We start from the raw sequence: 23,627 nt of genomic DNA on the forward strand, positions 1-23,627 counted from the left end.
AAGTTATACACCGCATCGACGGTACAGGTAAAACCGCATGAACGCAAGCGGTTGGCCGGTCAAGGGCCGGAACTGTACGTCGGGGTCCGCCCCGCGGTCGTGAGTCTCCCGACCGGGCCGTGACCCCGTCAAACTGAGGGATTACTCGCGCGCGAAGCGAATCGGCGAACGGCGCGACACCGGCCGGTTCACGCAAGCACGTATGCACGAAAGAGAGAGCAGATCGTCCGAGGACGTAGACAGGCAGTCAGTCGTCGCCGGGTGCGACGGTGGTGCTTTCCTGCGCGCCCCCGACGAACCCCGCCGTGTTCGCGACTTTCGCAATTTCCGGTCGGAACACCCACGCCGACAGGGCGACGATGGGGAGCATCGTGAGGGCGGTCACGGAGTATCCGATGTGGAGGTTCGCCAGCCACGGCGCGGAGTAAAACAGCGGGTAGACGATGCCACCGACGGTGCCGACGCCGCCGACGACGCCCGCGACCGAGCCCGAGTCGTTCGGGAACATCGCGGGCACCTGCGCGAAGATAGCGCCCTCGGCCCAGGCACAGCCCGTGCCCACGAGGAAGCCGATGACGACGGCGTTCAGCAGGACCCCGGAGAGCCCGGCCAGCGTCATGGCGAACATCATCACCACGATGAAACAGAGTCCGAGGAACGTCCACTGCTCGCGGTACCGGCCCTCGAAGAAGGGCAGGATGTTCTTCTCCTTGCGGGCCAGCAGGTCGCTCCCGTAGCCACCCAGCGGCCGGAGCAGGCCCGCGGCGATCGAGAACGTCGCCGCGAAGGTGCTCGCGATGACGAGGTTGTCCTGGTTGAACGCTTCGCGGTAGTAGGTGGCGAGCCACCCGTTCATCGACAGTTCGAGGCCGAAGGACATGATGTACGCGGCTGCGAGGACGACAGTGCCATAGCGCGTGGCCGTGTGCATCCAGCCTTTGAAACTGGTGTTCTCCTTGGTCGCCTGGCGTTTCGCCTCGCTCTTTGCGGCTTCGCCGAGGGTGTAGTAGGCGATCGCGAGGAAGAGAGAGACGATACCGGTGTAGAAGAACGCGGCCCGCCAGTTGGTCGAGAACAGCGGCCCGTTCCAGCCAGACCCGAACACGCGGGGAAGAATGAGCGCGCCGCCGGCGGCACCGGCGTTCCCGACGCCGGCGTAGATGCCCTCGGCCAGGCCGAGGTTCTCCTCTTCGAACCACTCGGCGACGTGCTGGATACCGATGACGAACGTGATGCCGGCCGTCGCCACGATGAGTCGCAGCACGAAGAACACGGAGTAGTCCTGTGCGAAGGCGCTCCCGATCGAGAACACGCCGACGTAGGCCAGCACGATGGCGAAGATGGCCGGCGCGCCGAACCGATCGGAGAGCCACCCGGTGAGCATCCGCCCGAACGGTGCCATCCAGATGGCCGAACTCGCCAGGATACCGATCTCCGCCGTCGTCAGCCCGAACTCCTCGGCCATCGGGCCGGTAAAGGGCGCAAACGAGAACCAGATGAGAAACGAGAAGTTGAATCCGATGGTCGCCAGCAGCAGCGTCCGGTACTTCGTCATCCTGATCAGCCCCATGCCGACACCTCGGTTACAGGGTCCCCATCACACATGGTTATTAACGAGGTTTTGTCCACCGATTCGATTTTATTTTGGATGTGTGACCACATCAGTACATGAAGTCCGAAAGTCCCACCATTTAATAACAGTATCCCTTTACATAACGTCGATTCTGTCCCGGCTGAGTGGATAGTCGACAAATATACCGTAGAATATTCCCTGTTTAAGGCGTTTGAACGCCCAACATCTGCCCGAATAATTGGACATGTTTGTATAACGTCGCAGTGTGTCAGAAGCCCGTCCCCTGGCGGACCGTCCGGACTGCGCCGTGAGCTCAATCCGCCGTGGCCGGCGGCAGTTCGGCCTCGGCGGCGACGAGGCGGGCGGCGCACTGCTTGAAGTTCGGCTCGTCGGACTGGGGGTCCCGGTCCGAGAGCGTCAGCCGGTTGGTCGCCGGGTGGTGAATCGGCAGCCAGACCATCCCCTCGGGAACGCCTTCATCGCGGTCGATGGCGACCGTCGCGGAGCCGCGACGGGTCTCGACAGTCAGTGCCTCGTCGGTGACGAGCCCGCTGTGTCGTGCGACCGTCTCGGGGTGGATGCGGGCCACCAGCGTCCCGGCCTCGCCGCCGCGGGACCGGACGCCGGTGTTGTACCCGTCGGCCTCGCGGGCGGTGGTCAGGGTCAGCGGGTAGTCGTCGTCGGTCGGTTCCGGAAGGGACCCCTGACGGCCGGTCGAGAACTGCGCTCGGCCGGAGGGAGTCGGGAACGACCACGACTCGTCGTCGTAGTAGCGGTAGCCGCCGGCGCTGTCGCCGTCGGGCGCGGGCCACCTGACGGCGTGGTTCTCGTCGAGGCGGTCGTAGGTGATGCCCGAGCAGTCGGCGACCGTCCCCTCGGTGAGGGCGGTGAACTCGTCGAACACGTCCGACGGGGCCGGCGACGTGCTCTCGAACAGGCCGGGAAACAGCCGCGAGCCGATGGTGGCGATGATGTCCAGGTCCGCCCTGACGCCGCTTGGCAGGTCGGTCGCCGGGCGAACGCGGGAGATGGTCCGCTCCATGTTCGTCGTCGTGCCCTCGCTCTCCCCCCACGTCGCCGCGGGCAGGACGACGTCGGCGACCTCCGTCGTCTCGGTGTGGAAGGCGTCCTGCACGACCACGAAGGCGTCGTCGAGCGTCTCGCGGACCGAGTCGGCTTCGGGCATCCCGGCGACGGGATTGGTGGCGACGGCCCAGACGGCCTCGGGGTCGTCTTCGAGCATCCCGACCGGACCCGGGCCGGTGTCGTCGGGCAGTCGGTCCACCGGCACGTCCCAGTGGTCGGCGACGAGGCGGCGGTGGTCAGGGTCCTCGAAGGCTCGCTGGCCGGGCCAGGACCCCTTCGAGGAGCAGATGCGGGTCCCCATGGAGTTGGCCTGGCCGGTCAGCGAGAACGGGCCGCTGCCGGGCCGGAGGTTCCCCGTCGCCAGCGTCAGGTCGATGAGCGCCCGGGCGGTCTCGGTCCCCTGGACGTGCTGATTGACGCCCATGCCCCAGTAGACGAGCGCGCGCTGGTCCAGCGAATCGGCAAGCAGGTCCACGTCGGTCATCTCGACGCCGGCCTCGGCGGCCGCCTCCGTGGCGTCGGGCAGGGCCGCGAGCAGGTCCTCGAAGCCCTCGGTGGCCTCGGTGACGAACTCGCGGTCGACGCGGCCCGTCTCGACGATGCGGGCGAGGGCGGCCCGGGCCAGCGCGAGGTCTTTCCCCGGGTCGGGCGCGACGTGGTGCTCGGAGTTCTCCGCCGTCTCGGAGCGGACGGGGTCGACGACGATGATTTCGACGCCGTCCTCGTCGGCGGACTGCTGGATCCAGCGGAACATGACGGGGTGGGCGACCGCCGGGTTCGCCCCCCAGACGACGTGGCGGTCGGCGTCGCTGATGTCGGCGTACGTACACGGCGGCGCGTCGCTGCCGAAGGCCTGGTAGTAGGCGGTGACGGCGCTTGCCATACACAGCGTCGTGTTGGCGTCGTAGTTGCGCGTGCCGAAGCCGCCGCGGGCGACCTTCCCCAGCGCGTAAGCGGCCTCGTTGGTCTGCTGGCCGCTGCCCAGGACTGCGACGGCGTCGGGCTCGCGCTGATGGACGGCCCCGAGCCCTTCGACGGCGCGGGCCAGCGCCACGTCCCACTGGGTCTGGCGGAGTTCGCCGCCGCTGCGGACCATCGGCCGGGTGAGCCACTCCCCGTCGGGGGCCTTGCTCTCTCTGAGGCCGCGCGCACAGGCGAGTCCCTGACTGACCGGATGGGCGGCATCGCCGCGAGCAGCGTCGATGCCGTACCCCTCGTCAGCGCCCTGGTGCATATGTCCACAGCCCACTGCACACCGCATACACGTCGTCGGTACCCAGTCGCTCACAGCCGTCCACGCGCCGTACTGACGCCCGTTTGTCCACTGTGATATGATATTTCGGTACGTTCGGGTAGCATTTCCGTACTTACGTAGATGAACACACACTTTATAACAGTGACTCTTTACGAAATTCTTATTTCACTCGTCGAAGCGTTACGTACGTCCACTAGGTCGGTGGCACAGCACGGTAACAACAGTTTCTTTCTGACAGCGGTCAAACGCCGACGTATGAACCACGAGCAGTCGCGAGCGCTGTACGACCGCGCCCTGTCGGTGCTGTCGGGCGGCGTCAACTCCTCCGTGCGAGCGACACGGCCCTACCCGTTCTTCGTCGAGAAGGGGGACGGCGGGCACGTCATCGACGCCGACGGGAACCGATATATCGACTTCGTCATGGGCTATGGCCCGCTCCTGCTGGGCCACAGCCTGCCCGAACAGGTCCAGGCGGCGGTCCAGCAACACGCCGCAGAGGGGCCGATGTACGGCGCCCCGACCGAGGTCGAGGTCGAACTGGCCGAGTTCGTCACCCGGCACGTCCCCAGCGTCGAGATGCTGCGGTTCGTCAACAGCGGGACCGAGGCGACCGTGTCGGCGGTCCGACTGGCTCGTGGCTACACCGGACGGGACAAGATCGTCGTGATGCAGAGCGGCTACCACGGCGCACAGGAGTCAACGCTGGTCGAGGGCGAGGGCGACCACACCGCACCCTCCAGCCCCGGCATCCCCGAGAGCTTCGCGGAACACACGCTGACCGTGCCGTTCAACGACGAGGAGGCCGCACACGAGGTGTTCGAGGAACACGGCGACGACATCGCCGCGGTCCTCACCGAGCCCATCCTCGGGAACTACGGCATCGTCCACCCGGTCGAGGGCTACCACGACACGCTCCGGGAGCTGTGTGACGACCACGGCTCCCTGCTGGTCTTCGACGAGGTCATCACCGGCTTCCGGGTCGGCGGCCTCCAGTGTGCCCAGGGCGCGTTCGACATCGACCCCGACATCACCACCTTCGGGAAAATCGTCGGCGGCGGTTTCCCCGTCGGTGCCATCGGCGGCAAAAGCGAGATCATCGAGCAGTTCACGCCCGCGGGCGACGTGTTCCAGTCCGGGACGTTCTCGGGCCACCCCGTGACGATGGCGGCCGGTCTGGAGACGCTGCGGTATGCAGCTGAACACGATGTATACGAGCACGTCAACGACCTCGGCGAGCGCCTCCGTGCGGGCCTGGGGGACATCCTCGAAGACCAGGCCCCCGAGTACACCGTCGTCGGCCGGGATTCGATGTTCAAGGTCATCTTCACCCGCGACGGACCTGATTCCTTCGAGGGCCATTGCGAGTCCGGCTGCCGGCAGCGGGAGTCCTGCCCGCGGTTCGAGTACTGTCCGAAGACCGGGGGCGACGTGACACAGGCCGAGACCGAGCGCTGGGAGCGGCTGTTCTGGCCCGCGATGAAGGACCAGGGCGTGTTCCTCACGGCGAACCAGTTCGAGTCGCAGTTCATCTGTGATGCCCACACAGGTGAAGACATAGAGGATGCGCTCGAAGCGTACAAAGAGGCGATATGAGGTGAGCGACGACGACATCGCACTTTCGGAGAAGCGGATGTACGGCGAGAAACGCCCGGAGACCCACGCGTACGTCGCGTCGGGACTGGGCGTCACCCGCGTCGAGACGGCCGGCGGCCAGATCGGGCGGTTCAGTCTGAAAGAGCGGTGCAACGCGCGTGACGTGGCCGGCGCGAGCGGCGAGGTCGCGGTCGCCACCGACGTCGACGTGCTCGTGTTGGCCGACGAGGGCTTCGTCCCGACGGGGTTCGGGCCAGCCACCGCCGTCGGCTACGACGGCGACGGACTGCTCGCGGCCGGCGACGGTCGCGTCGCTCGGTACGACGGGGAGTGGCGGACTATCGGCGAGGTCGCGGACGTCCGCGCCATCGACGGCGACCGCCTCGCCGCGGCCGAGGGGGTGTACGCCCTGCCCTCGCTCGACCGACTCGGCCTGGTGGACGTGGCCGACGTGGCGGGCGACTACGCCGCGACCGGGAGCGGGCTGTACCGCTACGAGAGCGGGACCACCGACAGCGGCGAATGGACCGAGGTCAGGTCGGGCCGGCACGTCGCGGTCGCAAGCGACGGCGAGCGCGTTCACGCCGCCGCAGCCGACGGCCTGTACGAACTGACAGACGGCGCGTGGGAACCCTGTGCGGTGCCGGCGACCGAGCGAGTTGTCGACGTGACCTACGGCGACGACACCTACGCCATCACCGAGAACGGGACCTTCCTCGTCGCGACCGCGGCCGAGGCGACGGCCGACGGACAGGGCGGCTGGCGCCAGCGCTCGCTGGGCGTCCCCGACGTCGTCGGCGTCGCGGTGGCCTGACCCACGCCGGCAGCGCCGAGCGGTCGCGTGACTGTCTCACGCGCCCCAGTCCTGTTACGGAACCGAAACAGGGTTTAGCCCGGGCAGCCACCCACCGGATATGATTATCCCCGGGGCGGACACGCAGGCGTTCGCAGCGACCCTCGCCGAGGCGACGGGCGAGCGGCTTGGACGGGTCGAGTACGAACGGTTCCCCGACGGCGAGCACGTCGTCCAGGTCCCCGAGGCGGTCTCCGGCGAGCGTGCCGTCGTCGTCGCCTCGACAGTCGACAGCGACGCGCACCTCCAGTTGCTCCAGCTGCAGGACGCGGCCCGCGAGACCGGAGCCAGCGAGGTCGTCACCGTCATCCCGTACATGGGCTACGCCCGCCAGGACGAGGCGTTCAAGCCCGGCGAGCCGGTCTCCTCGCGGGCGATGGCCCGCGCCATCTCGACGGGGACCGACCGCGTGCTGACGGTGAACCCCCACGAACCGGCCGTCTGTGACTTCTTCGACGTGCCAGCCACCACCGTCGACGCGGCGAGTGCGCTCGCCGACCCGCTGCCTGCGGGCCTAGAGGCACCGCTCTTTCTCTCGCCCGACGAGGGCGCAGTCGCCCTCGCGACGACGGTCCGGGACGCCTATGGCGAGGGCGAGACGGACTTCTTCGAGAAGGACCGGGACTACGACACCGGCGACATCGAGATCAGGCCCAGCGACGCGCCGGTCGAGGGCCGGGACGTCGTGCTGGTCGACGACATCATCGCCACCGGGTCGACGATGAGCGAGTCCGTCGGCGTCCTCGACGACCGCGACGCCCGGCGGGTGTTCGTGACCTGCGTCCATCCGATGCTCGCAAGCAACGCCCTGACGAAGCTCAACAGCGCCGGCGTCGAGGCCGTCTACGGGACCGACACGCTCGAACGCGCCGTCAGCGAGGTCAGCGCCGCGCCCGTCATCGCCGAGGAGCTGTAGTTACCACTCCGCCAGCCCACCGCGCCCGTGCTGGTAGGTGAGGATGCCGAGAAAGGCCGCGACGCCGGTAAAGGCCGAGGCCGCGCCGAGGTAGAACACCCACTCCATCCCGGCGTTCGTCGTCAGCCACCCGCCCGCCAGCGGCGCGAGAACGGACCCCGGCCGCCACACCAGCGAGCGGACGCCGAAACTGGACGCGACGCCGTTGCCGGTCCCTTCGTCGGCGAACAGCGCCATGCTCGCCGGCTCGCGGAGGGAGTCGGCGGTTCCCAGGAGCGCGTTCAGAACGACCAGCGGCAGGAATGCCGCCGACAGCGACCCGAAGAAGGGGTAGCTCTCGGGGAGGCCAAGCGCAGTGCCGATAGCCGGCGTGAACGGGACAACGAGTGCGACCAGGCCGTAGCAGAGCCCGCCGATGAAGACGAACCGGGCGCGGCCGAAGCGGTCCGACAGCGACCCGGTGTAGGGCTGGGCGAGCATGTTCGTGAACTTCTCTACGGCTAGCACCACCGCGACCGCGGTCGCGCCGTTTATCGCGGCATTGTAGCCCAAGCCGCCCTTTGCGGCGGCGACGCCGGCGAAGATCGGGACCCACGTCCGCACCAGCGTCACCGCGACGGCGTACTGGGCACGGAAGCTCGTGATGGTGAGAATCCGGCGGTTCATCGCGAGGTCGGCGAAGGCAAAGCCCTCGGTCGTGGTCTCGTCCGGGTCGACCCACAGCCAGACCGCGAGGGCGGCGGCGCTGCAGATGACCATCAGCAGTCCGAACACCGCGTCGAAGCCGAACCGGTCGTAGAGGAAGCCGGCCGACAGCGACCCGCCGATGGCCGCCGCGAACCGCCAGGCGTTCGACGTGCCGATGGTGGTCCCGCGCTCGGTGTCACGGGCGAGCTGGCCGACGAGCGCGAGGCCGAGAAGGCCCGCGACGGTGGCCGCGACGCCCTGGAGGCCGCGGACGAACACGAACCCCCAACTGGAGTCGACAAACGGAAAGAGCCCGTACACCAGCGCCGCCATAGCGAGGCCGCCCACGAGGATAGAGCGCTTGTCGAAGCGGTCGCCGAGATACGACACCGGGATCACAGTCCCGGCCTGGGCCAGCGTCAGCCCCGTCGCGAACATCCCGAGGACGAAGCCCTGTGGGTCCAGCAGGTCGATGTAGGTCGGCAACAGCGTCAACAGCGTCACCAGTCCGAACGCGTTCGCAAAACGGGTGAAATACAGCGCGTACAGTTCGCGGGACTCGGTCACTGTGTCGTCGCAGGCGAGTCGCTGTCTAACCGTTTACGGTCCGCCTTTTTCCTCGTCGCCGTTCCTCGCTCGCTTCGCTCACTGCGGGGACGGCTCTCTGCTCACGGGCGCAAAGCGCTCGTTTGCATGGTCAGCGGGACCCCCGCTCGACTCGAAAGACGTGGGCGAGAAAATACCCTCTCACTTCGCTTGAGTGTCTGCAGACCTCAATCCGACGCTTCCGCGGCAGCAACGGCAGCTATCGCGATCTCCATTTCGGTTCCTTCGACGTCCCACGTTTTGCGGTGGCCGTCTTCGACGCCGTCTAGCTCGTCGGCACGGACCTCCTCTTTGATGAGGGCCTCGTGCTCGCGGACCAGCGAATCCACGCGCTCGTCGTCGATAGCGAGGTCGACCCGGATGCGCTCCTCGATGTCCAGTTCGAGGTCCTTGCGCATCTCCTGTACCCGGCGGATGACCTCGCGGGCGTACCCCTCGCTCTCGATGTCCTCGGTGAGCGCGGTGTCGACGTAGACCACGCCGCCGCCGTCGAGCGCGGCGAACTCCGTCCCGGTGACGCCCTCGGGCGTCTCGCGGCGGAACTCGACCATCGCCTCGGTGAGGGCGACGTCCTCGCCGAGCGCGTCGCTCACTGTGCCTTCGAGGGTATCGAGTGACTGCTCGTCGACGCGGGCCTCGTTGAGCGCGTTCATGACGCGGCCGGCGTCGTCGCCGAAGGCCGGCCCGAGCTCGCTCATGTCGGCCTCGGCGGAGTAGGCGAGTTCGCCCCACTCCTCGTCAGCGCCGACGACTTCTACGGTGCGGGCGTTGAGCCGGTCGGCGATGATGGCTTCCTGGGCACGGACCGCGTCGGCCACGTCATCGCTGTCGACGTCGACGACGACGCGAGTGACGGGCCAGCGGAGCTTGCGCTCTGCCTGCTGGCGGGCGTTCGAACCCGCCTCCTCGACCTCGCGGACGACCTCGATCTCTCGTTCGAGCGCGGGGTCGTGCAGGTCGGCGTCGACCTCGGGCCAGTCGCACATGTGGACCGTCGGGTGGCCGGCGTCGCCGGTGAGCGCGCCGTACACTTGCTCGGCGACGAACGGCGTGAACGGGGCAAACAGGGCGGCCACAGATTCGAGCACGCGGTAGAGCGTGGCGTAGGCGGCCTGCTTGGAGGCGCTGTCCTCCTCGTCCCACATCCGCTCGCGGACGACCTGTATGTAGAAGCGGGAGACGTCCTCGACGACGAACTCGAGCAGTTCGTCGACCGCCTTGTCGTTCTCGAAGTCGTCCATCGAGTCGGTCATCGCCTCGGTCACGGTCTGGAGCCGAGAGAGGACCCACTCGTCGACGAGTTCGAGGTCGTCCCGGACGTCTTCCACCGTGGTCTCCTCGGGGTCGAAGTCGTCGGCCCGCATGTACGGCAGCGGGAAGCGGGCGACGTTCCAGAGGATGTTGAGCCGGCGCTGCATCTCGGCGGTCTCCTTCCAGGAGAAGTTCATGTCCTCGCCCTGGGCGGTCACCGACAGCAGGAACAGCCGCATCGGGTCGCGGCCGTGCTTCTCGATGACCTCGTGGGGGTCGATGAGGACGCCCTTGGACTTTGACATGCCGCGCCCGTCGGGCATGTTGGCGTAGCCGTGCATCAGCACCTGCTTGTAGGGTATCTCGCCGGTCGCGGCGGTGCTCATGCCCAGCTGGGACCAGAACCAGCCGCGGGTCTGGTCGTGGGCCTCCATGATGAGGTCGGCCGGCCACAGTTCCTCGAAGTCCTCGGTCTGTTCGGGGTAGTCGACGGTCCCCCACGTCGCGACGGAGGAGTCGAGCCACACGTCGAAGACATCGCCGACGCGGGTGTAGGTCATCCCGTCCTCCGTGATGGTGAGGTCGTCGACCGTGCCCTTGTGCAGGTCAACGGCTTTGGGGTCGATGTCCTGGTCGACGCGCGCGGCGAGTTCCTCGCGGTCGCCGACGACGATGGCGTCGTCCATCGACCCGTCCCAGCCCTCAGGAAGCCAAATTGGGATGGGGATGCCCCAGTAACGCTGCCGGGAGACGTTCCAGTCCGGCGCGTCCTCGACGAAGTCCCGGAAGCGGTTATCCCGTGCCCACTGGGGGTACCACTCGCTGTCCTCGATGTTCGCCAGCAGTTCGTCCTTGATGTCCGTGACCGTGATGAACCACTGGTCGGTGACGATGCGGACGATGTCGGTGTCACAGCGCCAGCACTGCCCCTCGCGGACGGTGTGGCCCTGTTCGCTGGAGAGCAGGACGCCGTTGTCGTCGAGGTCCGCGATGACCGCGTCGTTTGCGTCACGGACGAAGGTGCCGGCGTACTTGCCGGCCGCCTCGGTGTAGACGCCGTCGGAGCCGACCGGACAGAAGATTTCGAGGTCGAGTTCCTGCCCGCGCTCGAAGTCCTCCTCACCGTGGCCGGGCGCGGAGTGGACGAGGCCCGTGCGGTCGGCCTCGACGTAGTCGGCAGTGTACACCTGACCGGAGCCCTCGCCCTGGGCGTGGTCCGGCACCTCCTCGGCCAGCGGGTGGTCGTACTCCCAGCCGACCATCTCCTCGCCGGACAGCTCCTCGACGACCTCGTAGTCGTCGTAGCGGCCGGCCTTCAGCACGTCCTCGACGCAGGCCTCGGCGACGTAGAGCCGTTCGGTGTCACCGTCTGTCTCCGCGTCGACACCCACGTAGTCGAGGTCGCCGTCGACAGCGACGAAGGTGTTGGCGACGATGGTCCATGGCGTCGTCGTCCAGATGACCAGACTGCCGTCGCGGTCGGCCAGTGGGAATTTCACGTAGATCGACGGCTTGCCGACGTCGTGGTACTCGACCTCGTTGTTGGCGATGCCCGTCTCACAGCGGGGACACTGATTGATGGATCGCTGGCCCTGCTCGACCAGCCCGCGCTCGTGGGCCTGCTGGAACCCCCACCAGGCGGCCTCCATGTACTCGGGGTTCACTGTCTTGTACGGGTCGTCCCAGTCCATCCAGACGCCGAAGTCCTGGAAGTCAGATTGCAGCCCCTCTAGCTGCTCTTCGGCGAAGGCCTTGCACTCCTCGATGAAGTTCTCCTCGCCGAAGCGCTCGATGTCCTTCTTGTTCTCGAAGTCGAGTCGCTCCTCGACTTTCGTCTCGATGGGGAGGCCGTGCATGTCATAGCCCGGCCGGTCGGTGACGTCGTAGCCCTGCATCCGCAGATAGCGGATGTAACAGTCCTTCAGGGTCTTGTTCCACGTCGTCCCCATGTGGGCCGCGCCGGAGGTGTAGGGCGGCCCGTCGACGAAGAAGTAGTCCTCGCCGTCGGCCCGGTGGGCCTTCGTCTGCTCGTAGGCGTCGACGTCGTCCCAGTACTCGAAGACCCCGTCCTCGACGGCCTCGGGGTCGTACTGGTCGTCGACAGCGGCGAAACGTTCCATACCAGTTCCATCCGCCGCCGGCAATAAAGGACAATCGATTGTGTGTGTGCCGGTCAGACGGCACGGCCGGCCGCCCCGTGGCGCTGGTCAGCGCTCGCGCTGGAGGAGCAACCCGGCTGTCTGCCCGCTGTTTTCCGTTATCGGTGCGACGACCTCCCAGCCGTCCGCGCCGAGGGCGTTCAGTTCGTCGGTCGGGACGCTGCTGCTACCGAACATCCCGGTGTCGATCTCGAGCGTCTTGTATTCGTAGGAGGGCATACACGCGCTGTGGCGGCGACCAGCGCCAAACGTCTTGTGGTGGCGCGACCGCCACCGCTTTGCAGCCGCCGGCCGTGCGCTCACCTGTGCCAGAGTTCCCCGACGACGAGGCGAGACACGCCCTCGCGGCTGACTGCCAGCGCTGCCCTCGCCTCGCCGAGAGCCGGACCTGCATCTCGTGGGGCAACGGGCCGCTGTCGGCCGACCTCGTGGTTGTCGGCGAGGCCCCGGCCGAGGGGGACCCCGAGGCCGAGCACTGGCGGGGCGGCAACCTGACCGGGATGGCCTACACCTCGCGGCACTCCGGCCGGAAGATCCGGCAGATGCTCGCCGACGCCGGGTTCGGCCACGCCGACTGCTACTACACCAACGCCGTGAAGTGTCACCCGCCGGGGAACCGCGACCCGACCGACGCGGAGCTGGCGAACTGCCGGCCCTACCTCCTCGAGGAAGTCGAGACGGTCGAACCGGTAGCGGTGCTGCCCACCGGGAAACACGCGACCAGGACGGTCCTGGCGCTCGATGACGAGGCCCTCGATAGCTTCCTCGACAGCGTGCTCGACCCGCGGCAAAGCGAGGCCCTGAGCGTGCCCGTGGTCCCGCTGCTGCACCCATCGTATCAGGAGGTCTGGCTCGCGCGGCTGGGCTACGACCGTGAGGAGTACGTCGACGCTATCGCCGAGACGGTTGCCGGCGTCGGCGACACCTAGAACCTTCTTGTGACCGCCGGACGCAGGGACGGCCATGAGCGAGGACTGCATCTTCTGTGGAATCGTCGCCGGCGACATCCCCGGTCGAACCGTCTACGAGGACGACACCGTGCTGGCGTTTCTGGACGCCAACCCCCTGTCACCGGGCCACACGCTCGTCATCCCGAAGGCCCACCACGAGCGGCTGAACGACACGCCCGCCGACGTGGCGAGCGAGGTGCTGTCGGTCCTGCACGAACTCGTCCCCGCGGTCGAGGCAGCCGTCGACGCCCCGGCCAGCACGGTCGCGTTCAACAACGGCGAGGCGGCCGGCCAGGAGGTCCCCCACGTCCACGGCCACATCGTCCCGCGGTTCGAGGACGACGGCGGCCGGCCGATTCACGCGCTGGTCAGTGACCGTCCCGACCTCTCCGAGGACGACCTGGACGCCATCGAGGCGGACATCGTCGCCGAGCAGGCGTAAAATTCCGTATCCTTTTTACCGAAAGATACGCCAACAGCGACGCATGGGGGTTTCGACGCTCGCGTTCGTCGGGTGTACCGGTGGGGCTGGAACGACCAGACTGACAGTCGAGACGGCGGCGACGCTGGCCCGGGGCGGGCGGTCCGTCGCCGTCGTCGACGCGGCCTTCGGGACGCAGGGGCTGGCGACCTACGTCGAAGGGCGGCTCGACGCCGACGTGACCGCGGTGGCCGTCGGCGACGTGCCGGTCGAGGACGCGCTGTTCGAATGGGAGGTCGACGCAGACGGGCGGGTCGCACTCTGTCCGGCCCACGCGCCGTTCGAGCGTCTCGCTCGGGCGAAGACCGCCGAGAGCGCACAGGCGCTCGAGCGGGCCATCGAGGAGGTGGTCGGCCGGTTCGACCACGTCCTGCTCGACGTCCCGCCGGTCGCGTCGAACCAGGCCGTCGCCGCCGCCACGACCGCACAGCGGCGCGCGCTCGTGGTGCCGGCCAGCCAGCGCGGCAGCGACCTGCTTCCGCGACAGCGGGGCCGACTGCGGGACATCGGCGCGCCGGCCTCGGTCGTCGTCGCGACCCGTGTACACGGCGAAACGCGTGCGTCCGTCGAAGACGCAGCACACACGATTCCACACATCGGAGCGGATGCGCCCAGGCCACTGGCGACGGAGCCCGACACCGACGTTGCACCGACCGTCGCGACGATGGCCGAGGACCTGCTGGAAGTCGACCTCGGCCTGACCTTCGAGGACGGCGGGCTGTTCACAAGCTAGGGGAGCGGGAGGACGACGACCGGGCAGTCGACCCGAGCCAGGAGTGCCCGGGCCGTCGAGCCGACGCCGTCGCTGTCGTCGGCACCGCGGTGCGGGCCGATGAGGAGTTCGTCCGGGTCGTGCTCGTCGACGGCCGCCAGTATCTCAGTGAGGGGCGCTCCGTCCCGAGTTTCCGTTGTGGGCATGAAAGACGCGAGCCGGGAGCGGGCGACGTTGACGGCGTCACCGGCGTCGCGCGACGGCGCATCGGAGTCGGTGACGGCGACGACGACGATGTCGTCGTCACCTTTCGGGTCGAGTCGGTTCAGGAGGTAGTCAGCGCCGGCCGCGGTGACGTGGACAGAACTGGTGGCGAGCAGGAACGTCGTCATGCGTCCCTGTGCGGGCGCGGCCCGCTTCCCGGTTTCGCTCCGGTCAGGCCGCGGCCAGAACCATCTGCAGCGCTTTCGGAACCAGGACGCCAACCACAATCTGCGTCCACATGGTGAACGTCGCCGGGTACTCCTTCGTCTCGGTGATAAGTTTGACTCGCTCGCGGTAGCGCTGGTACTCCGCCGGTGGGTTCAGCGCGTCGAACGACCGGACGTCCCAGGGCTGGTCGACGTGTTCTCTGGCCTGGTCGTCGAGTTCGTAGAGGCGGTTGCGCTTCTGGTGTGCCATATGCTGATGGAGACGGTAGATGCCAAACGCCATGAAGGCGACGCTGAGTATCCAGACGGCAGTGAACATCGCGTTGACGGCCAGCCCGGGCGGGTCAAGCGCGGTGTAGGCGAACACGCCGCCGAGGATGTACGGCCCGTACGTGGCGACGGCGTAGGCAACCAGACCCACCATGAGGTAGTAGTAGGCCAGTTTGATCAGTTCGCCGATGGGCCGCATTCCGCCCAGTTGCTCCGGGTCCAGGAAATCGAGCGAGACGTTCGTGTCGGCGATCCGTCGGGGCAGAATCATCTCGACGGAGACGTAGGTCGCGAGAAAGCTCGCCAGCACGGGCACGTACCCAAACGGCGTCACGACCAGAAAGCGGACCACCCGCGTCGCGCCACCGGCGGCGTATAGCTGGGGGACTGTCAGGACGACGATGGCGTTGACGAGCGTGAACGCTACGCCGAGGACGACGAGAATACCGGTAAGACGGTCCGGGACGAAACCATCGAAGCGGTCCGGCTCCTCGACACGGTGGACGATGTTCGCTCTGTCGAGCGCCCGGTCGTAGCGCCGGTAGAGGCTCTCGATGGCGACAGCGGCCCCGAGCAACACCAGCGGCCTTATCAGCCACAGCGGGTTCTGCACGAACGTCAGCACCTGCCCGGTCACCAGCCGGTATCCCTGTAGGCCAACCAGTTCGACTGCGACGACCGCGAGTGCGTACCACGTGAGCGGTCCCGCGTCGAGCGGTGCCCGTTCGGACGAATTCACCCTGTCGACCCCGGTCCGACGAATCAATCGAGCGACCAGCGGCTCACCGGCGCGTGGCCGGGTCGTCGAATCTGCACCAACACCCATGGTTCGGTACACAACCCGAGCCAGTAATCAATCTATGGGCTGTGTTGACAGATGAAAGAGAGGCTGTCTGGACCCGGAGCGGTCGGGTAAACTATACACGTAGCTGAGAGCTCGCTAGTGCTGCATACACGTAGTGAGTGAGCGTTTCAGCAGCGCCAGCGTGGTACGGACCATGTCCGAAGCCAACGCGTCGAAGTTCGTCTGCCCGCTCTGTGAGTGGACGTTCGGCGGGCCACAGTCGACCTGCAGCCACTGCGACAGTACAGTCGTCGTCCCCCTTGAAGACCAATCAGTGTACGACAGCATCCTCCAGATGTGTGACAAATAACAGCGGGTTCGACACAGCCCGTCGGGACGGTAGTCCCTGGTCTCCCGTGTCCCGCCGGCACCGACGGGCTTACATATAGCCCAACCTGTACCACAGGGCGTGCGCGTCGAGAACAGTTTCATCGGTACCGACGGCGTCGGGGAGAAGACCGAACGGTCCATCTGGGAGCAAGGCGTCACCCACTGGGACGAGTTCGAACCGTCCGTCGTCGGCGGCCAGCGCGGCGACCGCATCCAGCAGTTCATCGACGAGGGGCGCGAGCGGGTCGCCGAGACCGACGTGTCCTACTTCGACCACGCGTTTCCCAGCAGCGAGCGCTGGCGGCTGTACGAATCCTTCCGGGACCGGGCCTGCTTTTTCGACATCGAGACGACCGGCCTGGACCAGGACCGCAACCAGGTGACGACGGTGAGCCTCCATCAGGACGGGGAGACACAGACGCTCATCGCCGGCGACGACCTGACCGCCGAGACCCTCCGGGCCGCGTTCGATGGCGCGGACCTGCTGGTGACGTTCAACGGCAAGCGCTTCGACGTCCCGTTCCTCGAAGCGAACTTCGACGTCGACCTCGACCGTCCGCATCTGGACCTGATGTACACCTGCAAGAAAATCGGGCTCTCCGGCGGCCTCAAACAGGTCGAGCAGGACATCGGCATCGAACGGGACCGACCGGACATCTCTGGCCGGGATGCGGTGCGGCTCTGGCGAGAACACGAGCAGGGCCGCGACGGTGCACTCGAAACGCTGGTGTCGTACAACCGCGAGGACACGGTGAATCTCAAGGAGCTGGCCGAGACAGCCACAGACCGGCTTGACGAGCAGGTCTTCGTCGGTTGAGTTCGAGGGAGTGAACCGTCACCACACCCCCATCGTTTCAGGTGGAGCGGGGCGGAAGCTGACCCGACAGAACGCCAGTGAGACCGACAGTGCCGGGCTATCGACCCCAGAACGGCGTGTGCCCGTGCCCGAGGACGATAGCGGCGACGTGCCAGGCAACGAGCTCGACGAACAGCGCCGTGTCCTGCCCCGTTCCGACGCCGTAGAGCGACGGGAGATACAGCAGCGGCAGTAGTACGGCGCCCCAGAACGCGAACGGTCGGATACCGCCGAGCGTCACGGTCCAGAGCCCGCGGACCGCAAACGCGAGGGTGTCACGGTATCGACCGGCGTCCGCCAGTCCCAGCCTATCGCTGTCGTTCCGGTGGGGTAGCGGTGGGCTATCGCTGCTCGATGGCCCCACCGTCACTCACCCTGTCTGGTCTCGTTCTCATTGGTCGAAACAACAGTATACCGCACCTAATCGGTGGTTGCTACACATATAGGCGGTCGCTTCGGCGTATCTACGTGTATTCACGCACCCCCGTACTGTCATGGCTGTTCCGAGGGTCTCACACCGGATTCACGGCGTCCTCGCAGTCCGGGCACTCGGCGATCATCCGGGGCCAGTCGCCGGCCGTGTCGTACGCGATGACGAGGTTCGCCGCGGGAATCGTCACGTCACAGGCCGGACACTTCCCGAGCGGTGGGTCGGCCGTCTCTATGTCACTGTTCCACATACGATGACCTACGCACTCGATACGTATTGTTACCAGGCTCCTACGGAGCGTGCGGGCGGCCCTAGGTGTCGTCGCCGTCCCGCGGCGGCCGCTTCGAGAGCCGGTCGAACCGACGCTGGGCCTCGCTCGCCCGGTCGGCGGTTTCGGCGGCTTCGTACGTCAGGTCCGCGAGCGCCGATTCGGCGACAGTTATCTCTAGGACAGCGTCGGCCGTCCGCGCCTCGGCCGGGAGTTCGGCCGCCTCGATTTCGAGGGCGGCCAGCCCGTCCTCGGCGTCCACTTCCAGCGTGGCTATTCCGTCCTCGATTCGGTCGATGACCGCGGTGTAGGTTCCGTCGGGTAGCATCAGTAACTCCGTTCCAGTACGGTCGCGTTGTCGGCGTCGGTCACGGTAACGGTGTCGCCGCCGTTGTTCCATATCGGACGCGCCGACCCCCAGTAACGGTCGGTGTCCGTGTCGGTGCCGCTGCCGGTGTGCAGGGTCACGGTCTCGTCCGGGTCGAGGGTGAATCCGTCGGGGAAGACGTAGGTACGGCCGGATTCGTCGGCGACCGTCCACCCGCCCATCGCCAGCGGGTCCGCGCCCGCGTTCCGGAACACGACGTACTCGTCGTTGAGGTTGTCCCGGTCGTCGCCCGCCGCATCGGCCCGCACCCGGTCGATGACCAGGTCGCCGCTCGTGTTCCCGGCGGGCGTTCCGCCGTCGGTCGCGACCGGCGTGTCGGCCCGCGGGGACGAGCGGGCGGGGTAGGACGCTCGCTGCGTGACCGGCTCGGTCGTACCGGGCGCAACCGGGTCACCGGAACGGAGCGACAGCGGGTCGGTCGGCGCCGCCCGTTGGGTGCTGACAGTCACGGCAGTCCCGTTGCTGGTCAGGACGGTGTCGCCGTGGGTGGCGGTCCAGTACGTCGGGATCGACCGCGTCGAAAGCCGCCGGAGGGTCTCGTTGCTCGGATGGCCGTACTGGGAGTCGTAGGCGCTCGAAACTACGACAGTCCGGGGGTCGGCGGCGTCGAGTAGCGGCCCGCCGGTGCTCGACGCACTGCCGTGGTGGCCGGCTTTCAGCACCGTCGCCCCGAGGTCCGCCCCGTACGTCTCGACGAGATACCGCTCTTGGTCGTCCTCGGCGTCGCCGGTGAAGAGAAAGCTCGTCTCGCCGTGTTCGATGCGGAGGACGATGCTGTTCTCGTTTCGCGCCTCGTTCTCCAGATAGGGCTCCGGCGGCCCGAGCACGCTCGTCTCGACGCCCGCGAACCGAATCCGGTCGCCTTCGCGGGTCTCGTACAGCGTCACGTCGTGGGCTTGAACGGCGTCGAGGTACCGCTCGTAGGTCTGCGTGCTCGCGGCGATTCCGGGGTCGTACACCGCGCCGACGCCCCCTTCCTCGGTCTCGTAGTGTCTGATGACGGCCGCGTTACCGCCGATGTGGTCGGCGTCGTTGTGGGAGACGACGAAGTGGTCGATGCGGTCGATGCCCTGCCGGTCGAGATACTGCAGGACGTACTCGCCGTCGTCGGTGAAGTCACCGGAGTCGATGAGCATCGTCTCGTTGTCGGGGCTGACCAGCAGGGTCGCGACCGACTGGCCGACGTTGATGAAATGAACCTCTAAGGTCCCGTTGATGTTGTCCGGGTCACCCGCGTCCGGCGTTGTCGCGGTCGGCTGGTCCGTGCCACCGTCCGCGCCGTTGGCCACGAACCCGCCACAGCCGGCGAGCACCAGCAGCGCCGCGACGACCAGAGACTCGACCCGGCGACTCCGTTCCATCCCGTCGGCCTACGTAGCCGAGTTATTTGATATCACTTACCAACTACGTGCCACCGGGTGGCGCGGCTAGCCCGGAACGGCGGCGCGCAGTTCAGTAGTTCGCGGCCGCTGGCGGCTCCGGCGAGTCCCTCGGCCGCAGCAGGTGGACACGCCCGGAGAGAAATCCCAGCAGGAGGCCGGTGAAGTGTGCGATGAGTGCGACGCCGGGGTTCGCGGTCGCGAGCGTAATCGCGGCGGCGGCGACGCCGGCCAGCGCCAACTGGAGTCGCGGCGCGAGTTCGAACCCCCCGACGACGGTGTCGGTCAGGCGGTTGGCTGCGAGCAGGTACCCGAAGAGGGCAAATACCGCGCCGCTGGCCCCGAGGACGGAGGCGTGGCTGACCATCCCGGGGACGAGCGGGCCGACGAGACTGGTCATCGAGACCTGTGAGACGCCGGCGAGGGCGCCGGTCGAGGCGAAGAAGGCGTGGAACCGGAGCTGTGTCGTCCGGCGTTCGAGGACGACGCCAGCGAGGGCCACCCCGACGGCGTTCGCGAGGAGATGCGACGGGCCGGCGTGGGCGTACACGCTGGTGACAATCGTCCAGGGGCGACTGAACAGCGGGGGCGAGAGGGCAAACAGGCTCCGCGGGGCGGTCACCACGCCGGCGGCCTGCTGGACGAGGAACACGCCGGCGATGACAGCCAGCGTGACCGCGGTGGGGCTCTGACGCAGCGGCTTCATTGGGCCGATATTGTCGCCCGCGGTACAAGAAACGCTCGAACGCCGACCGCCGTTTCAGAACGCATACGTGGCGTCGACACGTTGTTCCGTGCATGTCCGAACTGAGCGAGACGCTCGCCACGGCGTTCCCAGAGGAGACCGACGACGACGTCGCACAGACAGCCGCCGAGAACATCGCCGCCTTCGCCGAGGAGTACGACGAGGACCTGACGAGCGACCGCGTCACCGACCTGCTCGCGGAGGCGCCCTACGACGACTTCGGCCGCCGGTTCAACTGGGTCGTCGGCGAACTCGCCGCCGAGAACGAGGACTGCACCGACTCCCGGGCGTTCCGCGTCGACGGGTTCAGCGACCTCGCGGCCGACCCCGACGTCGGGACCTGAGCGGGCGCATGCCCGGCGGAACCTACACACTGGTGCTCGAACGGAACGTCAGCGGGCCGATTGCGGTCGGCGCGCTGGGCGAGCGAGCGGTCCCGGCGGGCTGGTACGCGTACACCGGGAGCGCGCTGGGAAGCGGTGGCTTCAGTCGAATCGACCGCCACCGCGCAGTCGCCGCCGGCGACAACGACACCCGGCACTGGCACATCGACTACCTGCTTGGCGACGCGGCGACGACCATCGAGCGAGTCGTCACGACCGAGGCCGACGTCGAATGCGCCGTCGCCCGGCGGGTCGACGGGCCGACAGCGGCGGGGTTCGACCGCGTCGACGCCTTCGGCTGTTCGGACTGTGACTGTCGCTCGCATCTGACGTACCACGAACAGGGAGACCGACTGGTCGACGCGGTGACCGACGCCCACGGGGCCGCCCGGGAGGCGGCCGCGACCGAGTAGTCAGGAGATGTGGATCGCGGGCTTGTTCGGTCGGGCCTTGGCCGCGAGGTCGTCGTCGGGGGCGGCCCGCCGGACGACGACGTCGCAGCCGAACTCGTCTTCGAACAGCCACGCGGCCTGCTCGAGGGTGTCGAGTTCGCGCTCGCCGTCGATAATCGGTTCGAGCCCCGCCCCGCGGTCGGCCAGCCGGTCGGCGAAATCGGCGGCCGTGTCGCCGTGTTGCTTGATGTTATCGTCGGCCATGATTTCGCCGACGATGGCGTCGTCGGGGTCCGACTGACGGGCGATCTCGTAGGCCCGGTACTTCCAGTCGGCGGCGACGACGAGTTCTATTTCGTTCGGTTCGTCGATGTCGACGACCTCGGTGATCTCACGCACGTCGTCGAGCGTCCGCCGGACGACCTGGCGCTCGATGCGGTAGTCGTCGACGTCACGGAGCGGTTCCGGCCAGCGGCTCTCGGCGACGAGCCCGTCCTCGTCGAGCAGCTGCCACATCTCCTCGGCGAGGAAGGGGGCGATAGGCGCGACGAGACCGGCGAGCACCCGCAGACCGCGGCCGTAGGCGAACTTGTATGGCTGGTCGTAGCCCGCGTAGCGCCCCAGCAGGCGGGCGAAGCGCTGTATCTCGCCGATGACGCGATGGAACCGGAAGCGGTCGTACTCCTCGGTGACGGCCGCGATGGTCCGGTCGATTTCCCGCTCCAGATACGCGTCGTGGTCGGTGCTCTCGGTCCGGGCCGCCGCCGTGTCAGCGTACTCCGTGACAAGCCGATACAGCGTCTGCTGGAAGTCGTAGGCCGTCGAGACGTTCTTTACAGTCCACTCGAAGTCCTGTGATGGGTGGGCCGCCGAGAGGACGAACAGCCGCGTCGTCTCGGCCCCGTACTCGTGGGGCGCGATGTCGTTGCCCTTCGACTTGGACATCTTCTCGCCGCTGTGCAGGACTGTCCCCTGGTTGATGAGCCGGTCGACCGGCTCCTCGCGGTCCAGCAGGCCGATGTCCGACAGCGCGCGGGTGAAAAAGCGGATGTACAGCAGGTGGAGGACGGCGTGTTCCTCGCCGCCGACGTACACGTCGACCGGGAGCCACTCGTCGGCGGTCGCCTGGTCGAAGGGGGCGTCCGCGAAGTGCGGCGAGAGGTACCTGAGGAAGTACCACGAGGAGTCGACGAAGGTGTCCATCGTGTCCGTCTCCCGCACCGCATCGGCGCCGCAGTCGGGACAGGTGGTCCCCTTCCACTCGTCGGCCGCGTCCAGCGGATTGCCGGTCGTCTGGACGTAGTCGGGCAGTTCCACCGGCAGGTCCGCCTCCGGGACCGGGACGTGTCCGCAGTCGTCGCAGTGGACGATGGGAATCGGCGTCCCCCAGTAGCGCTGCCGGGAGATGAGCCAGTCCCGCAGGCGGTAGGTCACCGCCGCCTCGGCTGCCTCGTGCTCGCGCAGGCGCTCGCGGGCGGCGGAACTGGCGAGGCCGTCGTACTCGCCGCTGCCGGTGAGCATCCCGTCGCCGGTGTAGGGCGCGTGTGGCAGGTCCGTCCCGCTGCCGTCGACCGGTTCGACGGCCTGCTGTACGGGCAGGTCGTTCTCGTCGGCGAAGGCGTGGTCCTGCTCGTTGTGGGCCGGCACCCCCATGACCGCGCCCGTGCCCACGTCGTCCAGCACGTACGCCGCGACGTACACCGGTAGCTCCTCGCCGGTGTAAGGGTGGGTGGCGGAGAGGCCCGTCTCGACGCCGCTCATCCCGGCGTCGTCAGTGCTCGCCACCGACGTCACGTACTCGGCGACGGCGTCGTCCTCGTCGGCCAGCGCTCGCGCGAGGTCGTGGCCCGGCGACAGCGCCAGATACGTCGCGCCGTACACCGTATCGAGTCGCGTCGTGAACGCCTCGACGGTCTCGTGGTCGTCGTGGCCGACGGTGAACGAGACGCGAGCGCCCTCCTGGCGGCCGATCCAGTTGCGCTGACTGTCCCGGACGCCGTCGGGCCACCCCTCCAGGTCGTCCAGGCCGTGATACAGCTCCTCGGCGTAGTCGGTGATGGCGAAGAACCACTGGTCGAGGTCGCGCTGCTCGACGCCGGTCCCGCAGCGCCAGCAGACGCCGCCGTGGGTGTAGCTGTGGCCGGCACCGGCGGTCGTCGCGCCCTCGTCCGATTCCGGCGTCTCGACCTGCGCGTCGGCAAGCACCGTCTCACAGTCCGGACACCAGTTCACCGTCGCCGCGCCGTAGTCCACCAGTCCCTCGTCGTAGAACTGGGTGAACAGCCACTGGTTCCACTGGTAGTACTCGGGGTCGCAGGTGGTGATCTCCCGTGACCAGTCGTAGCCAAAGCCCATCTCCCGGAGGTCGTCTTTCATCTGGTCGATACACGTCCGGGTCCATGACTCGGGGTCGGTGTCCCGTTCGTAGGCGGCGTTCTCCGCCGGCAGGCCGAAGGCGTCCCACCCCATCGGGTGGAGCACCTCGTCGCCGGCCATCCGTCGGTACCGGGCGTACGCGTCGGTGATTGCGTAGTTCCGGATGTGTCCCATGTGCAACGAGCCGGAGGTGTAGGGGAACATCCCCAGCACGTACGTCGGGTCCTCGGCGTCAGTCGGGCACTCGAAGACCCCCTCTCGCTCCCAGACCTGCTGCCAGTACTCCTGGACCCGCGCGTGGTCATATCGGCGCGACATTTGCTACCTCGACGTGTGCTTGCCGCCCACATGAGTGTTCGGCCATACAGTGTCGGTCACAGCACACGATGAGCGTGCGTATCTGTCCGAGTAGA

The 23,627-nt window shown here is 67.5% G+C and carries 23 protein-coding genes; 10 read left to right on the top strand and 13 right to left on the bottom strand.

Features of this window, described 5'->3' with window-relative positions:
* Window positions 1–247: 247 nt before the first annotated feature.
* Together KZ498_RS03540 and nasA are read right to left on the bottom strand one after the other, a co-directional pair.
* Complete coding sequence (locus KZ498_RS03540; protein WP_312616851.1) at window positions 248–1,570, bottom strand: MFS transporter; 1,323 nt, start codon at window positions 1,568–1,570, stop codon at window positions 248–250.
* Between the two features lie 316 nt (window positions 1,571–1,886).
* Window positions 1,887–3,947: an assimilatory nitrate reductase NasA gene (gene nasA / locus KZ498_RS03545; RefSeq protein ID WP_312616852.1), complete on the bottom strand. Its 2,061-nt coding sequence runs from the start codon at window positions 3,945–3,947 to the stop codon at window positions 1,887–1,889.
* 222 nt (window positions 3,948–4,169) lie between these two features.
* On the opposite strand from nasA, the gene KZ498_RS03550 reads away from it, so the two are divergent.
* From KZ498_RS03550 to prs, 3 genes are all read left to right on the top strand, one after another.
* On the top strand, window positions 4,170–5,507 hold the full coding sequence (locus KZ498_RS03550; protein ID WP_312616854.1) for a glutamate-1-semialdehyde 2,1-aminomutase: 1,338 nt from the start codon (window positions 4,170–4,172) through the stop codon (window positions 5,505–5,507).
* 1 nt (window position 5,508) lies between these two features.
* Window positions 5,509–6,321, top strand: a complete 813-nt coding sequence (locus KZ498_RS03555) for a hypothetical protein (RefSeq protein ID WP_312616856.1) — start codon at window positions 5,509–5,511, stop codon at window positions 6,319–6,321.
* A gap of 100 nt (window positions 6,322–6,421) precedes the next feature.
* Window positions 6,422–7,276: a ribose-phosphate diphosphokinase gene (gene prs, locus KZ498_RS03560; protein WP_312616857.1), complete on the top strand. Its 855-nt coding sequence runs from the start codon at window positions 6,422–6,424 to the stop codon at window positions 7,274–7,276.
* On the opposite strand, the gene KZ498_RS03565 is transcribed toward prs, so the two are convergent.
* The 3 genes from KZ498_RS03565 to KZ498_RS03575 all read right to left on the bottom strand — a co-directional run bounded on the left by KZ498_RS03565 (window position 7,277) and on the right by KZ498_RS03575 (window position 12,198).
* Window positions 7,277–8,530, bottom strand: coding sequence for an MFS transporter (locus KZ498_RS03565; protein WP_312616858.1), 1,254 nt, complete (start codon window positions 8,528–8,530; stop codon window positions 7,277–7,279). It lies immediately after the preceding gene.
* 206 nt (window positions 8,531–8,736) lie between these two features.
* Window positions 8,737–11,940: an isoleucine--tRNA ligase gene (gene ileS / locus KZ498_RS03570; protein WP_312616859.1), complete on the bottom strand. Its 3,204-nt coding sequence runs from the start codon at window positions 11,938–11,940 to the stop codon at window positions 8,737–8,739.
* A gap of 87 nt (window positions 11,941–12,027) precedes the next feature.
* Window positions 12,028–12,198, bottom strand: coding sequence for a DUF4177 domain-containing protein (locus KZ498_RS03575; RefSeq protein WP_312616861.1), 171 nt, complete (start codon window positions 12,196–12,198; stop codon window positions 12,028–12,030).
* 86 nt (window positions 12,199–12,284) lie between these two features.
* On the opposite strand from KZ498_RS03575, the gene KZ498_RS03580 reads away from it, so the two are divergent.
* From KZ498_RS03580 to KZ498_RS03590, 3 genes are read left to right on the top strand one after another with little or no spacing between them, the layout of a single operon-like run.
* Window positions 12,285–12,908, top strand: a complete 624-nt coding sequence (locus tag KZ498_RS03580) for a uracil-DNA glycosylase (protein ID WP_312616862.1) — start codon at window positions 12,285–12,287, stop codon at window positions 12,906–12,908.
* 34 nt (window positions 12,909–12,942) lie between these two features.
* Window positions 12,943–13,371, top strand: a complete 429-nt coding sequence (locus KZ498_RS03585; RefSeq protein ID WP_312616864.1) for an HIT family protein — start codon at window positions 12,943–12,945, stop codon at window positions 13,369–13,371.
* A 43-nt stretch (window positions 13,372–13,414) separates the two neighbouring features.
* The gene (locus tag KZ498_RS03590) at window positions 13,415–14,143 is read left to right on the top strand and encodes a ParA family protein (RefSeq protein ID WP_312616865.1); all 729 of its coding nucleotides are present in this window, start codon (window positions 13,415–13,417) and stop codon (window positions 14,141–14,143) included.
* Here the strand turns inward: KZ498_RS03590 and KZ498_RS03595 are convergent.
* Entirely contained in the window at window positions 14,140–14,514 is a 375-nt protein-coding gene (locus tag KZ498_RS03595) for a universal stress protein (protein ID WP_312616867.1), read from the bottom strand. The genes KZ498_RS03590 and KZ498_RS03595 overlap by 4 nt on opposite strands.
* Window positions 14,515–14,557: 43 nt before the next feature.
* Window positions 14,558–15,649, bottom strand: a complete 1,092-nt coding sequence (locus tag KZ498_RS03600) for a hypothetical protein (RefSeq protein WP_312616869.1) — start codon at window positions 15,647–15,649, stop codon at window positions 14,558–14,560.
* Window positions 15,650–15,821: 172 nt separating this feature from the next.
* On the opposite strand from KZ498_RS03600, the gene KZ498_RS03605 reads away from it, so the two are divergent.
* Both KZ498_RS03605 and KZ498_RS03610 read left to right on the top strand, forming a co-directional pair.
* Entirely contained in the window at window positions 15,822–15,977 is a 156-nt protein-coding gene (locus tag KZ498_RS03605) for a hypothetical protein (protein ID WP_312616871.1), read from the top strand.
* A gap of 99 nt (window positions 15,978–16,076) precedes the next feature.
* Window positions 16,077–16,814 carry a ribonuclease H-like domain-containing protein gene (locus tag KZ498_RS03610; RefSeq protein WP_312616873.1) on the top strand — a complete coding sequence of 246 codons (738 nt, stop codon included), beginning with the start codon at window positions 16,077–16,079 and terminating at the stop codon, window positions 16,812–16,814.
* 97 nt (window positions 16,815–16,911) lie between these two features.
* Here the strand turns inward: KZ498_RS03610 and KZ498_RS03615 are convergent, their stop codons facing one another.
* The 5 genes from KZ498_RS03615 to KZ498_RS03635 all read right to left on the bottom strand — a co-directional run bounded on the left by KZ498_RS03615 (window position 16,912) and on the right by KZ498_RS03635 (window position 20,024).
* Window positions 16,912–17,217, bottom strand: a complete 306-nt coding sequence (locus KZ498_RS03615; RefSeq protein WP_312616875.1) for a hypothetical protein — start codon at window positions 17,215–17,217, stop codon at window positions 16,912–16,914.
* A gap of 148 nt (window positions 17,218–17,365) precedes the next feature.
* Window positions 17,366–17,533: a hypothetical protein gene (locus KZ498_RS03620; RefSeq protein ID WP_312616876.1), complete on the bottom strand. Its 168-nt coding sequence runs from the start codon at window positions 17,531–17,533 to the stop codon at window positions 17,366–17,368.
* A gap of 61 nt (window positions 17,534–17,594) precedes the next feature.
* Window positions 17,595–17,879 (bottom strand): DUF3006 domain-containing protein, encoded by a 285-nt coding sequence (locus KZ498_RS03625; RefSeq protein ID WP_312616878.1) that lies wholly within the window; start codon window positions 17,877–17,879, stop codon window positions 17,595–17,597.
* A complete protein-coding gene (locus KZ498_RS03630) occupies window positions 17,879–19,300 on the bottom strand; it encodes a lamin tail domain-containing protein (RefSeq protein WP_312616879.1) in 1,422 nt (473 codons plus the stop codon). The genes KZ498_RS03625 and KZ498_RS03630 overlap by 1 nt, the downstream gene beginning before the upstream one ends.
* Before the next feature lie 91 nt (window positions 19,301–19,391).
* Complete coding sequence (locus tag KZ498_RS03635; protein ID WP_312616880.1) at window positions 19,392–20,024, bottom strand: rhomboid family intramembrane serine protease; 633 nt, start codon at window positions 20,022–20,024, stop codon at window positions 19,392–19,394.
* 92 nt (window positions 20,025–20,116) lie between these two features.
* Between KZ498_RS03635 and KZ498_RS03640 the strand changes: the two genes are divergently transcribed.
* Both KZ498_RS03640 and KZ498_RS03645 read left to right on the top strand, forming a co-directional pair.
* Complete coding sequence (locus KZ498_RS03640; protein ID WP_312616881.1) at window positions 20,117–20,407, top strand: hypothetical protein; 291 nt, start codon at window positions 20,117–20,119, stop codon at window positions 20,405–20,407.
* Window positions 20,408–20,415: 8 nt separating this feature from the next.
* The gene (locus KZ498_RS03645; protein WP_312616883.1) at window positions 20,416–20,859 is read left to right on the top strand and encodes a GIY-YIG nuclease family protein; all 444 of its coding nucleotides are present in this window, start codon (window positions 20,416–20,418) and stop codon (window positions 20,857–20,859) included.
* Here KZ498_RS03645 and leuS read toward each other — a convergent pair whose 3' ends face one another.
* Window positions 20,860–23,532: a leucine--tRNA ligase gene (gene leuS, locus KZ498_RS03650; protein WP_312616884.1), complete on the bottom strand. Its 2,673-nt coding sequence runs from the start codon at window positions 23,530–23,532 to the stop codon at window positions 20,860–20,862.
* Window positions 23,533–23,627: the final 95 nt, after the last annotated feature.

Source organism: Haloarcula sp. 1CSR25-25 (assembly GCF_032027985.1).
Taxonomy (GTDB): domain Archaea; phylum Halobacteriota; class Halobacteria; order Halobacteriales; family Haloarculaceae; genus Haloarcula.